The sequence below is a fragment of the Stenotrophomonas sp. HMSC10F06 genome (assembly GCF_001807865.1).
In the GTDB taxonomy this organism is placed as follows: Bacteria; Pseudomonadota; Gammaproteobacteria; order Xanthomonadales; family Xanthomonadaceae; genus Stenotrophomonas; species Stenotrophomonas bentonitica_A.
Window position 1 is genome coordinate 62494 of the sequence record NZ_KV791255.1, and the last position, 13688, is coordinate 76181.

General features: G+C 66.5%; 8 protein-coding genes and 1 pseudogene. 6 read left to right on the top strand and 3 right to left on the bottom strand.

Annotation, left to right across the window (positions count from 1 at the left end; genetic code table 11):
• The first annotated feature begins 12 nt into the window (after positions 1–12).
• From HMPREF3113_RS02030 to HMPREF3113_RS02055, 6 genes are all read left to right on the top strand, one after another.
• Positions 13–540 carry a 3-hydroxyanthranilate 3,4-dioxygenase gene (locus HMPREF3113_RS02030; RefSeq protein WP_046273329.1) on the top strand — a complete coding sequence of 176 codons (528 nt, stop codon included), beginning with the start codon at positions 13–15 and terminating at the stop codon, positions 538–540.
• Positions 541–863: 323 nt separating this feature from the next.
• Positions 864–2141, top strand: a complete 1278-nt coding sequence (gene kynU / locus HMPREF3113_RS02035) for a kynureninase (protein WP_070470520.1) — start codon at positions 864–866, stop codon at positions 2139–2141.
• A 30-nt stretch (positions 2142–2171) separates the two neighbouring features.
• Positions 2172–3539: an FAD-dependent oxidoreductase gene (locus tag HMPREF3113_RS02040; protein ID WP_070470522.1), complete on the top strand. Its 1368-nt coding sequence runs from the start codon at positions 2172–2174 to the stop codon at positions 3537–3539.
• Positions 3539–4978, top strand: a complete 1440-nt coding sequence (sbcB, locus tag HMPREF3113_RS02045) for an exodeoxyribonuclease I (protein ID WP_070470525.1) — start codon at positions 3539–3541, stop codon at positions 4976–4978. Before HMPREF3113_RS02040 ends, sbcB begins: the two co-directional genes overlap by 1 nt.
• On the top strand, positions 4975–5661 hold the full coding sequence (locus HMPREF3113_RS02050) for a DUF2461 domain-containing protein (protein WP_070470527.1): 687 nt from the start codon (positions 4975–4977) through the stop codon (positions 5659–5661). Before sbcB ends, HMPREF3113_RS02050 begins: the two co-directional genes overlap by 4 nt.
• A gap of 61 nt (positions 5662–5722) precedes the next feature.
• Positions 5723–6304 (top strand): DUF2939 domain-containing protein, encoded by a 582-nt coding sequence (locus HMPREF3113_RS02055; RefSeq protein ID WP_019184360.1) that lies wholly within the window; start codon positions 5723–5725, stop codon positions 6302–6304.
• 98 nt (positions 6305–6402) lie between these two features.
• On the opposite strand, the gene HMPREF3113_RS02060 is transcribed toward HMPREF3113_RS02055, so the two are convergent.
• From HMPREF3113_RS02060 to HMPREF3113_RS02070, 3 genes and pseudogenes are all read right to left on the bottom strand, one after another.
• A complete protein-coding gene (locus HMPREF3113_RS02060) occupies positions 6403–7350 on the bottom strand; it encodes a 5'-nucleotidase (RefSeq protein ID WP_070470562.1) in 948 nt (315 codons plus the stop codon).
• A gap of 79 nt (positions 7351–7429) precedes the next feature.
• Positions 7430–8200 (bottom strand): NAD kinase, encoded by a 771-nt coding sequence (locus HMPREF3113_RS02065; protein ID WP_070470529.1) that lies wholly within the window; start codon positions 8198–8200, stop codon positions 7430–7432.
• A gap of 275 nt (positions 8201–8475) precedes the next feature.
• Positions 8476–13368 (bottom strand): annotated as a pseudogene (locus tag HMPREF3113_RS02070) (NAD-glutamate dehydrogenase domain-containing protein); the annotation flags it as partial.
• Positions 13369–13688 lie beyond the last annotated feature (320 nt).

Below are 13688 nucleotides of genomic sequence, written 5' to 3' on the forward strand. Positions count from 1 at the left end.
CGGACAGCGCCCATGCTTGCCTCCCCCATCAATCTGCTTGCCTGGATCGAAGAGCACCGGCATCTGCTGAAGCCGCCGGTCGGCAACAAGATGATCGAGAACGGCGACTTCATCGTGATGGTGGTCGGCGGCCCGAACAGCCGCACGGATTTCCATTACGACGAAGGCCCGGAGTGGTTCTATCAGCTCGAGGGCGAGATGACGCTGAAGGTGCAGGAGGATGGCGCGGTACGCGACATTCCGATCCGCGCGGGCGAGATTTTCCTGTTGCCGGGCGGCGTGCCGCATTCGCCGCGCCGCCCGCCGGGTGGTGTGGGTCTGGTGGTGGAGCGCAAGCGGTTGGCGCATGAGCGCGATGGATTGATGTGGTTCTGCGAGCAGTGCAATCACAAGTTGTACGAGGAGTTTTTCGCGCTGGAGAACATCGAGACGGATCTGCCGAAGGTGTTTGATCGCTATCACTCCTCGCTGGAGTTGCGCACGTGCGATGCGTGCGGGCATGTGGATCCGTTGCCTGAGAAGGTGGCTGTTGAGGGGTGATGGTTCGCTCGCTTTACGGCGTCAGCACTTGAGGGCTTGAGAGGCTGAGGGCTTTAGGGCTTTAGAGCCGGCGGTTGAGGTGCCTGCGAGTGGGCCGGCGGGGGTGGGTTTCCTGGACCCACCCACAGCGGCCCGCACACCGAAACGTCACTCCGGACGCTTTGGCTTTGGCTTTGGCTCCGCTTTGGCGTGTAGTCCGCCTTCCACCTTGAGCGCCAGCTGCCAGCCACCAGCGCACGCCAGATCAGCACAGCAAGCCTGATTCAGCCCACGCCCCCACCACCCGGATAAACTGTCGGCTCACTGACACCGCCGGTTGCACCATGTCCGAGATCCTCAGCCGCACCCATGCCGTTGCCCTGGACGCCGCCGATCCGCTGCGCAGCCTGCGCAACGAATTCGTCTTTCCCCAGCACAACCACCGCGACCAGACCTACTTCGTCGGCAACTCGCTGGGCCTGCAGCCGCGCGGGGCACGTGCCGCCGTCCAGGAAGTCATGGACAAATGGGCCTCGCTGGCCGTCGAAGGCCACTTCACCGGCGACACCCAGTGGCTGCACTACCACCGCCTGGTCAGCCAACAGCTTGCCCGCGTCGTGGGCGCCCTGCCCAGCGAAGTCGTGGCGATGAACACCCTCAGCGTCAACCTGCACCTGATGATGGTCAGCTTCTACCGGCCCACCGCCGAGCGCCCCGTCATCCTCATGGAGGCCGGCGCCTTCCCGACCGACCGGCATGCGGTGGAATCGCAGCTCCGCTTCCATGGCTTCAACCCGGAAACCGATCTGGTGGAAGTGCAGCCCGACGAGCCGAACGGCACCATTTCGCTGCAGGCGATCGAGCGCGCCATCACCGAACACGGCCCACGCCTGGCGCTGGTGCTGTGGCCCGGCGTGCAGTACCGCAGCGGCCAGGTCTTCGATCTGGAGGCCATTACCCGCATGGCGCGCCTGCAGGGCGCTCGGGTCGGCTTCGATCTGGCCCACTCGGTCGGCAACGTGCCGTTGCAGCTGCACGACATCGCACCGGATTTCGCCGTGTGGTGCCATTACAAGTACCTCAACGCGGGCCCGGGCGCCGTCGCCGGCTGCTTCGTGCACGAGCGCCACCACCGCGACGCCACCCTGCCGCGTTTCGCGGGCTGGTGGGGCCATGAAGAGGCCACGCGCTTCAAGATGGCCCCGCGTTTCGTGCCCGCCGTGGGCGCTGAAGGCTGGCAGCTCAGCAACCCGCCCGTGCTGGGCCTGGCCCCGCTGCGCGCTGCGCTGGAGGTGGTCGACAAGGCCGGCGGCATCGACGCGCTGCGGGTCAAATCGTTGCGCCTGACCGGCATGCTGGATGCGCTCGTTCGCGCGCGCCTGTCCGGGGTGCTCGAGGTGCTGACCCCGTCCGAACCGGAACGCCGCGGCTGCCAGCTCTCGCTGCGCGTGGCCGGTGGCCGCGAGCGCGGCCGCAGCCTGTTCGAGTACCTGCAGACCGTGGGCGTGCTCGGCGACTGGCGCGAGCCCGATGTGATCCGCATTTCGCCGACCCCGCTCTACAACCGCTACCTCGACCTGCACCACTTCGTCGAGGAAGTGGAAGCCTGGGCTGGCCTCTAAGCCGCCCTCCCCGCCCCCACGGACATTGACTTGATCGCTACCCCCTCCCGCTCGCTGAGCATCATCGGCGCAGGTCTAGCCGGTTCGCTGCTTGCCATCCTGCTGTCCCGCCAGGGCTGGCAGATCACCTTGTATGAGCGCCGCGGCGATCCGCGCGTGAGCGATTACGAGTCCGGTCGCTCGATCAACCTGGCGCTCGCCGAGCGTGGCCGCCATGCGCTGCGCCAGGCCGGTGTCGAAGACGCGGTCATGGCCAAGGCAGTGATGATGCGCGGGCGCATGATCCACCCGCGCGAGGGCGAACCGCAGCTGCAGCGCTACGGCCGCGATGACAGCGAAGTGATCTGGTCGATCCACCGCAAGGACCTCAACACCACGCTGCTGCAGCTGGCCGAGGATGCGGGCGCCACCGTGCATTTCCACCGCCGCCTGCACACCGTGGATTTCGATGCCGGCTACGCGCGCTTCATCGATGACCGCGACGACCAGCCGCACGATATCCGCTTCGATACCCTGATCGGTGCCGACGGTGCCGGTTCGGCTTTGCGCGCGGCGATGAACCGCAAGCAGCCGCTGGACGAGCGCATCGACTTCCTGGATCACTCCTACAAGGAACTGGAGATCCCGCCGACCGCTGACGGTGGTTTCCGGATCGAGGCCAATGCGCTGCACATCTGGCCGCGCGGGCACTACATGTGCATTGCGCTGCCCAACGACGAAGGCACGTTCACCGTCACGCTGTTCCTGCCCAACGAGGGCGACCCGAGCTTTGCCACCACCAACAGCGGGGCCGAGGCCGAGGCGCTGTTCGCGCGCGACTTCCCCGATGCACTGGCGCTGATCCCGAACCTGCGCCGCGATTGGGAGCAGCACCCGCCGGGCCTGCTCGGCACGCTGCACCTCAAGCATTGGCACATGAAGGGCCGCGCGGTGCTGATCGGCGATGCCGCGCACGCGATGGTCCCGTTCCACGGCCAGGGCATGAACTGCGCCTTCGAAGACTGCATCGCACTGGCCGCGCACCTGCTGGAGCAGGATTCGCTGGCCGAGGCCTTCGCCGCCTTCGAAACCGACCGCAAGCCGAACGCCGAGGCGATCCAGCAGATGGCGCTGGAAAACTACCTGGAGATGCGCGACCGCGTGGCCGATCCGCAGTTCCTGTTGCAGCGCGAACTGGAACAGGCGCTGCAGGCGCGGTGGCCGACCCGCTTCGTGCCGCATTACACGATGGTCACCTTCCTGCGCACCCCGTATGCCGTAGCGCTGGCCCGCACCGAGCTGCAGCGGCGCATGCTGGAGGACGCCACCGCCGGGCACGACAGCCTGGCACATATCGACTGGGCCGCCCTGGAGCGCCTGGTCCACGAACAACTGCCAGTCCTGGAGGGCGCGCACTGATGTCCGACAGCTTCCTGTTCTATGACCTGGAAACCTTCGGCCAGGACCCGCGCCGCACGCGCATCGCGCAGTTCGCCGGCATCCGCACCGATGCCGATCTGAACATCATCGACGAGCCGGTCAGCTTCTACGTCAAACCGGCCGACGACCTGTTGCCCTCGCCGGTCGCCACGCTGATCACCGGCATCACCCCGCAGCATGCCCTCAGCGCCGGCGTCACCGAGGCCGAGGCGTTCGCGCGCATCAACGACCTGATGTCGCGGCCTGGGACCTGCACGCTGGGCTACAACACCCTGCGCTTCGACGATGAGTTCGTCCGCCACGGTCTGTTCCGCAACTTCTACGACCCCTACGAGCGCGAATGGCGCAACGGCAACTCGCGCTGGGACCTGTTGGACATGATGCGGCTGCTGCACGCGCTGCGCCCGGACGGCATTGTCTGGCCGCAACGCGAGGGTGGCGCGACCTCCTTCAAGCTGGAACATCTGGCCGTGGCCAACAACGTCCGCCAGGGCGATGCGCACGAAGCATTGTCCGATGTGTACGCGACGATCGGGCTGGCGAAGCTGTTCAAGCAGGCGCAGCCGCGGCTGTGGGACTACGCGCTGAAGCTGCGTGACAAGCGTTTCGTCGGCGGCCTGCTGGATGTGGACGCGATGCAGCCGGTGCTGCACATCTCGATGCGCTATCCGGCCCAGCGCATGTGCGCCGCGCCGGTGCTGCCACTGGCGCGCCATCCCTTCATCAACAACCGCATCATCGCGCTCGATCTGGAGGGTGATATCGAACCGTTGCTCGAGCTGCCGCCGGAAACCATCGCCGCGCGCCTGTACACCCGCGCGGCCGACATGGCGGAGGGCGAGCAGCGCGTGCCGCTCAAGGAAGTGCACCTCAACAAGGTGCCGGCGCTGGTCGCATGGAACCATCTGCGCCCGGCCGACCATGCACGCCTGGGGATCGACCCGGCCGCGATCGAGGCCAAGGCCGAGCGCCTGCGCCAGATCGGACCGGCGCTGGCCGAGAAGGTCCGCCAGGTGTATTCGGGCGAGCGTAGCCTGGCGCCCAGCGATGTCGATGCCTCGCTGTACGACGGCTTCCTGGCCGACGGCGACAAATCCCTGATGTCGCGGATCCGTACCAGCCCGCCGGCCGAGCTGGCCAGCTTCGCCGAGCGCCTGCGTGACCCGCGCATGCCCGAACTGCTGTTCCGGTACCGCGCCCGCAACCATCTGGACACCCTGGACACCACCGAGCGCTCACGCTGGAACGATTATCGTCGCCAGCGCCTGCTCGGCGACGCGTCGCTGGGCGAACAGACCCTGCCGCAGTTCACCGCGCAGCTGGATGCACTGGCCGCAGAGCATGCCGACGATGCCGGCAAGCTCGCCCTGCTGCAGCAGCTGCGCGACTGGGGCACCCACCTGCAGAGCAGCCTATGAGCACGTATTTCAGCCCGGCCACGTTCACGTTCCTGCGTGGCCTGGCCCGCAACAACGACAAGACCTGGTTCAACGAACACAAGCCCAAGTACGAAGAACATGTCCGCCAGCCGTTCCTGCGCCTGATCACCGATCTGCAGCCGGACCTGGCCGCGGTCAGCGAGCACTTCCGCGCCGACCCGCGCACCGTGGGTGGGTCGTTGTTCCGCATCTACCGCGATGCGCGCTTCTCCAACGATAAATCGCCCTACAAGAGCTGGCAGGGCGCGCGCCTGTTCCATGAGCGGCGCAAGCAGGTGCCGGCCCCGTCGTTCTACATCCACCTGCAGCCAGGCGAGAGCTTCGTCGGCGCGGGGCTGTGGCATCCCGAGCCGGCCACCCAGCGCAAGGTGTGCCACTTCATCGTCGACAATCCCGGCAGCTGGAAGGCGGCCGCGCATTCCCCGGTGCTGCGCAAAAAGTTCGATTTCGAGGAAAGCGAGAAGCTGGTCCGTGCCCCGCGGGGTTTCGAGCCGGATTTCGAGTTCATCGACGATCTCAAGCACCGCAACTGGGTGTTCTGGCGTTCGCTGGACGATGCCACGATGACCGGCCCGCGGCTGCGCCAGACCATCGCGGCCGACCTGGTCACGCTGGCGCCATTCGTGGACTACCTGTGCGCGGCGCTGGACCTGGAATTCTGAGCTTCACGTGCGCTGACGTCCGCTGCGGCAAGCTGGGCACCATGACGACAAGGCAGACCCGATGAAGAAACTGCTCTGGTTGCTGGTCACCGTGCTGCTGGTGCTGGCCGGCATTGTGTTCAGCGGGCCCTACGTGACCGTGCACGGCCTCAGCCGCGCGATCGAACAGCGTGATACCGCCAGGCTCGACCGTTACGTGGATTTCCCGATGCTGCGCGCCAACCTGCGCGCCCAGCTCAGCGACTACGTGGTCCGTCGCGCCGGTCCGGACATGCAGTCCAGCCTGTTCGGCGCGTTGCTGCTCTCGGCCGGCGACCGGCTCAGCGCGACCGCCGTGGATGCGCTGGTGACGCCGACCGGCATCGGCGCGCTGCTGGAGGGCCATACCCTGTGGAAGCGGGCCAGCAATGACCTGGACAGCCCGAGCAACGATGCCTACGCGGCGCCACGGCCGGCGCGCCCGCTGAAGGGGGCGACCCACCATTTCGACTCGCTGTCGCGCTTTACCGCCACCACCTACACGCCGCAGGGCGCACCGGTGGTGTTCATCCTGCAGCGTTCGGGTCTGCGCTGGCGGCTGGTGGACATCCGCCTGCCACTCAATCCCGACACCACCGCGCCGTCGGTCCTGCCGATCCGGTAGGTACCCACCGTTGGTGGGTACATTGGCGCCACCGTTGGTGGGTACATCGGCACCACCGTTGGCGGATACCTGGGCCCCACGTGCATCCGGGCCGTGCATCAACCGCCGTTGGCGACCCCGTGCGGCACATGCCCGGCCGCCACGCTCTGGTGCTGCAGCGCGCTGTCGATGTTGTGCTGGGAATCATCGAAGAAGATGTCCGCGCCGAACGCTTCCAGGAACGGCCCCTTGTGGCGGCCGCCAAGGAACAGCGCTTCGTCCAGACGCACGCCCCACTCGCGCAGGGTGCGGATCACGCGCTCGTGCGCCGGCGCCGAGCGCGCCGTCACCAGGGCGGTGCGGATCGGGGCATCCTCGCCCGAGGGGAACACGGCCTGCAGCGTATGCAGGGCCGAGAGGAAATTGCGGAACGGGCCACCACTGAGCGGCTCGCGGGCGTTTTCCCGCTCATGGCGACCGAACGCTTCTACGCCCTGCTCGCGCGAAATGCGCTCGCTTTCATCGCCGAAGATCACCGCATCGCCATCGAAGGCGATGCGCAGCTGGCCCAGCGGACGGCCCAGATCGTCCTGCTCGGCCGCGGCAATCGTCTCGCCCGGCGGCTTGGGCAGGATGGTGGCCGCGGCGATCCCGTGCAGCAATGCGCGGCGCACCGATTCCGGGTTGGCCGACAGGAACAGATCGGTGCCGAACGGCTTCACGTACGGCCAGGTCGGCTCACCTGCGGTGAAGGTCGCGCGGATGATGCCCAGGTCGTAGTGCTGGATCGAATTGAAGATGCGCAGGCCGGGGTCGGCGGAGTTGCGCGAGAGCAGGATCACTTCCACCCGCGGCTGTTCCGGCGACTGGCCCTGGTTGAGCGCCAGCAGCTTGCGCACCACCGGGAAGGCCACGCCGGGGCGCAGCACGTCGTCTTCGTGCTTGCGCTGGTACTCGGCATAGGCATCGACGCCTTCGGCCTCGAACAGCGCATGGCCCTCTTCCAGATCGAACAGGGCGCGCGAGGTCACGGCAACGGTCAGCAAACGGGGGGTGTTGTCGCCCATGGCAATCAGCAATCCAATGCGGCCGCAGCGGCCGGCCATCCATTCTCCCACAGAGCATGGCCGCCACGGCCAAGCGCCGTCAGAACATGAACTGCTCGCTCAGGATCCGGTCTTCCAGATTGTGCTCCGGGTCGAACAGCATGGTGACGCGGCGTTCGCGCGATTCGCGGATGGTCACTTCCACCACATCGCGGGTTTCGTGCGAATCGGCGGTGACGCTGACCGGGCGCTTGTACGGGTCGAGCACCCGGAAGCGCACTTCGGTGTCCGCCTTGAGGATCGCACCCCGCCAGCGGCGCGGACGGTACGGCGCCAACGGCGTCAGCGCGATCGTGTGCGAGCCCAGCGGCAGGATCGGGCCATGCGCGGAATAGTTGTAGGCGGTGCTGCCGGCCGGGGTGGCGACCAGCACCCCGTCGCCGATCAGCTCGGCCACGCGCTCCTGGCCATTGAGGTCGATGCCGATATGCGCGGCCTGGCGGGTCTGCCGCAGCAGCGAGACGTCGTTGTAGGCCAGCGAGCCGGTGGTGGTGCCGGACTCGGTCAACGCCAGCATCTCCAGCGGCCGCAGGTTGGCCGGCTCCGCGGCCGCCAGGCGCGCGGGCAGATCATCATCACGGAACTGGTTCATCAGGAAGCCCACCGTGCCCAGCTTCATGCCGAACACCGGCTTTTCCAGCGCACCATAGCGATGCAGCGTCTGCAGCAGGAAGCCATCCCCCCCCAACGGGCACAGCACCTCGGCCTGCTCGGGCGTGTAGTCGCCATAGCGGGCCCGCATCTGTGCCAGGGCGAGCTGCGCCGCTTCGGTGGAGCTGGCCATGAAGGCGATACGGGGGGTGTCGCTCATCGGTGAATCCGGGTGGGGTATGCCGGCAAGAGCATAACCGTTCGTGCCGGTCGCGGGCCGGCACGGACGGAAACGAAAACGGCCCCGCCGAAGCGGAGCCGTGTGTTTCCCATGCAATGCCGTTACCGGCCCCCGCCCATCCCTCTGGAGCAGAGCCCCCCTGAGTCAGGGGGGCGCGCCGAAGGCGCGGGGGTCTGGAAGCATCGTTTGCATGGGCCCCACGGTTTGCAAGGCAAACCGTGGGGCGTCAGCGCGAATGCGCCAACGCACCATGCTTACGCACCATGCGAAGCCAGCTGGCCCAGGCGCTGCACCGCGACCGAAACGGTCGGGTAATCCAGGGTCTTCTGCTCGGCCAGTTCGGCCAGCATCGCCAGGGTGAAGCGCAGGCTGCTGTCATCGCGGCCCATCCAGGCGGCGACCTTGGCTTCGGCGCTGCTGCCCTTCATCGACAGGACCTGGGCAGCCAGGTTGCGATGGTGGGCGGCCAGCTCGTCGCGCAGCACGCCACGGGCCACGGCGTGCCAGCGGCCATTGACCTCCAGCGCGTCGATCTGCTCGAACAGCCACGGCAGCTGCAGGGCATCGCCCAGGCGGAAGTGGACCTTGGAGACGTCCACCGGCTTGAGCTTGCGGGTGCGGGCCAGCTCGATGATGTCGAACGCCGGCTCCAGGAACTGCAGTTCCGAGAGCTGCTGCGACAACGCCGGCGGCAGACCCTTGTCCTTCCACTCCTGCACGCTCGCCTCGTAGGCCGGGCGCTGCGAATCCGGCAGCACGCCCGAGGCGTCGCGGATGTCGTTGAACGCGGCCTGGTAGCGGTTGACGGCTTCGGTGATGCCCGGCATGGCGCCCGGACGCGACAGCAGCCAACGCACGAACGAGCGCTGCAGCTTCCAGATCACTTCCAGTGCGTCGATCTGCACCGACTCCGGCAGCGTGCCGTCGAGGGCGTCGATCTGTGCCCACAGGGCGCGTGCGTCCAGCGTTTCACGGCTGATCGTGTACGCCTTGGCGACCTCGGCCACGGTGCGGCCGGTGTCTTCCTGCATGCGCATCAGGAAGGTGGCGCCCATGCGGTTGATGGTCTGGTTGGTCACGGCCGTGGCGATGATTTCGCGCTTCAGGCGGTGACGCTCCATCGCGTCGGCGTACTTCTTCTGCAGGGGCGTGGGGAAGTAACGCTGCAGTTCCTTGGACAGGTACGGATCTTCCGGGATGTCCGACTCGAGCAGCTGCTGGAAGGCCACCAGCTTGGAGTAGGACAACAGCACCGACAGCTCCGGACGGGTCAGGCCCTGGCCACGCGCCTTGCGTGCGGACAGTTCCGCATCCGAGGGCAGGTACTCGATCTGGCGATCCAGCAGGCCCTGCTGTTCCAGTGTGCGGATGAAGTGCTGCTTGGAGCCCAGGCGCTTGACCGCCATGCGTTCCATCAGGCTCAGCGCCTGGTTCTGACGGTAGTTGTCCATCAGCACCAGCGCGCCTACTTCGTCGGTCATCGAGGCCAGCAGCTTGTTGCGCTGCTCGACGGTCAACTTCTTGGCCCGCACCACATCATTGAGCAGGATCTTGATGTTGACTTCGTGGTCGGAGGTGTCCACACCGGCCGAGTTGTCGATGAAGTCGGTGTTGAGCAGCACGCCGGCCTGCGCAGCTTCGATGCGGCCCAGCTGGGTCATGCCCAGGTTGCCGCCCTCGCCCACCACCTTGCAGCGCAGCTCGCCGCCATTGACGCGCAGCGCGTTGTTGGCGCGGTCGCCGACATCGCTGTGCTGCTCGCTGGCCGCCTTGACGTAGGTACCGATGCCGCCGTTCCACAGCAGATCGACCGGTGCCTTCAGGATCGCGCTCATCAGATCGTTCGGGGGCATCGACTTGATGCCCTCGTCCAGGCCCAGCACGTCACGGACCTGCGGGGTGATCTCGATCGACTTCAGCGTACGCGGATACACGCCGCCGCCCTTGCTGATCAGCTTGGCATCGTAATCGGCCCAGCTGGAACGCGGCACGGTGAACAGACGCTCGCGCTCGACGAAGGTCGTGGCCGCATCCGGGTTCGGGTCCAGGAAAATGTGGCGGTGATCGAACGCGGCGACCAGGCGGATGTGGCGCGACAGCAGCATGCCGTTGCCGAACACGTCGCCGGACATGTCGCCCACGCCGACCGCGGTGAAATCCTGGCTCTGGCTGTCACGGCCCAGCGCACGGAAGTGGCGCTTGACCGACTCCCACGCACCGCGCGCGGTGATGCCCATGCCCTTGTGGTCGTAACCGACCGAGCCACCGGAGGCGAAGGCATCGCCCATCCAGAAGCCGTGCGCCACGGCCAGGCCGTTGGCGATGTCGGAGAAGGTCGCGGTGCCCTTGTCGGCGGCCACCACCAGGTACGGGTCGTCCATGTCATGGCGCACGACATCCACCGGCGGCACGATCTTGTTGTTGACGATGTTGTCGGTGATGTCCAGCAGGCCCTGGATGAACAGCTTGTAGCAGGCCACGCCGTTGGCGAAGATCGCATCGCGGTCGCCGTTCACAGGCGGGGTCTTGGCGAAGAAGCCACCCTTCGCACCGACCGGCACGATCACGGTGTTCTTGACCATCTGCGCCTTGACCAGGCCCAGCACCTCGGTACGGAAGTCTTCGCGACGGTCCGACCAGCGCAGGCCACCACGGGCCACCGCACCGAAGCGCAGGTGGGTACCTTCCACGCGCGGGCCGTACACGAAGATTTCGCGGTACGGGCGCGGCTTGGGCAGGTCCGGCACCAGCGCCGAATCGAACTTGAAGCTGATGACGTGGCCCGGGCGGCCCTCGGCATCGGTCTGGTAGTAGCTGGTGCGCAGGGTCGCATCGATCACGCCCATGAAGCTGCGCAGGATGCGGTCTTCATCCAGGCTGGAGACACGGTCCATCAGCTTCAGCAGCGCATCGCGCGCGGCATCCATCTGCACGGTGCGGTCGCCCTTGCGTGCATCGACCACGGTCTTGAGCACTTTCAGGGTGGCTTCGTCACCACCGGCAAGCACGGTCAGGTGTGCGCGCAGCTGGGCCTGGCCCTCGGCGATCGCATCCTTGCTCTCGTTGCCGGTGGCCGGGTCGAAGCGGGCTTCGAACAGCTCCACCAGCAGGCGGGCCAGCAGCGGGTAACGGGTGAAGGTGCCTTCCACGTAGGCCTGCGAGAACGGCACGCCGGTCTGCAGCAGGTACTTGCAGTAGCCGCGCAGCATCGCCACCTGGCGCCAGTGCAGGCCGGCAGCGAGCACGAGGCGGTTGAAGCCGTCGTTCTCGGCATCGCCATGCCACACGCGGGCGAAGGTCTCGCCGAAGGCTTCATCGACGCTCGGTGCATCGATCGCACCGGCCACCGATTCGACTTCGAAGTCCTGCACGTACACCGGCGCGTTGTCGACCGTCAGGCGGTACGGACGCTCGGCAATCACGCGCAGGCCCATGTTTTCCATCATCGGCAGCGCGTCGGACAGCGGGATGTCATCCAGCTGGCGATACAGCTTCAGGCGCAGGCCTTCACCGCCTTCGCGCTGCACGGCCTGCAGGCTCAGGCGCAGATCGTCCGGTCCGGTCAGCGCATCCAGCTGGCTGACGTCGTTGGCGGCGATCTCGGTGCTGGAGTCTTCGATGTAACCGGCCGGCAGCGCCTTGCCGATACGCGCGGCGATGCGCAGGCCTTCGCTTTCACCATGACGGGCGACCAGCGCTTCGCGCAGATCGTCCTGCCAGTTGCGCAGCACCTGGGCAAGCTTCTGCTCCAGTTCGCTGGTGTCCACTTCCAGGGTCTGGCCAGCCTTCGGGCGCACGATCAGATGCACCTGGGCCAGCGGCGATTCGCCGAGCACCACGGAGCTGTCCACGTACTCACCCTGCAGGGCGTCCTTGAGCATGGCTTCGATGCGCAGGCGCACATCGGTGTTGAAGCGTTCGCGCGGCAGGTACACCAGCGCGGAGATGAAACGGCTGTACTTGTCACGGCGCAGGAACAGGCGGCTGCGCACGCGCTCCTGCAGGCCCAGCACGCCCATGGCGGTGCGGAACAGTTCGTCCTCGCTGGACTGGAACAGTTCTTCGCGCGGCAGGGTTTCCAGGATGTGGCGCAGGGCCTTGCCGCTGTGGCTGCTCGGCGCCAGGCCGGACTTGCTCATCACGTATTCGTGGCGCTGGCGCACCAGCGGGATTTCCCACGGGCGGCGGTTGTAGGCGCTGGAGGTGAACAGGCCCAGGAAGCGCTGTTCGCCGATGATCTTGCCCTTGGCGTCGAACTCCAGCACGCCGATGTAATCCATGTAACCGGAGCGATGCACGCGCGAACGGGCATTGGTCTTGGTCAGGATCAGTGCGTCCTTCAGACCGGAGGTGGCATTGAGCCCCTGCGCGGCGAGGGTCTTGACCGGGCGCGCGGCGGACTTGTCCTGCCCGCGCATCAGGCCCAGGCCGGTGTCGTTCAACGGCGCCAGCACATCTTCCTTGCCCTGCTTCTCGACGCGGTACTCGCGGTAACCGAAGAAGGTGAAGTGATTGTCGGCGGCCCAGCGCAGGAATTCCTGTGCTTCGGCGCGCGAGGCGGCATCGACCGGCAACTGGCGGCTGCCGAGATCGTCGGCCAGGCTCTGCGCCTTGGCACGCATCGCGTCCCAATCGCGGACGATGGCACGCACCTCGTCCAGCGCCTTGATGATCGCCTTCTCGACGTCGGCCATGGCCTCGGCCGGCTGACGGTCGATTTCCAGCAGCATCACCGATTCGGCGGTGCCGTCGCTGACCGTGGTCAGCTTGCCGGCCTTGTCACGCGCGAAGCGGATCACCGGGTGACCCAGCACGTGCACGCCAACGCCGTGTTCGGCCAGCGACATCGTGACGGTGTCGACCAGGAACGGCATGTCGTCATTGACGATCTGCAGCACCGTATGCGGCGACTCCCACCCGTTGCCCTTCAGCGTCGGGTTGAACACGCGGACGTTGGCCTTGCCGGGCTTGCGCACACGCGCGAATTCCAGCGTGTCCGCTGCCAGTGCGGCCCACTCCTCGGCGCTGTGGTGCGGGAACTCGTCCGCCTCCATGCGCTTGTAGAAGTCGGCGGCAAAAGCCACTGCCTCGGCCTGCCCGGCCGACGGGTAGCGCTTGCGCAAGGCCGTGTACACCGGCTCCAGCGAGAAGCCCACTGGCGAAACAGTCTGCGTATCGGCTGGTTTGGATTTGTTTTTCACGGTCTTGGCTGCTGGTTTTTGCGGTTTCATGACGGAGCGGTGCGTGTTGCTCAGTTGGGAAAATGAAATTGTAGGCCTACCGCACAGAAATACCTTGCTGCAGGACGGAATAAGGTGATTCGGGTTGGGTCCCGTTTACATCGGCGATGTCAATTCGGCGACGTACGGATCAGCGCATCGGCGCTTCCTCCGTCGCAGCATCGGCCGCTTCGGTTGCAACTTGACGTTGGTCATCAAAACGCACCGAAAAACAAGGCTTCTACAAT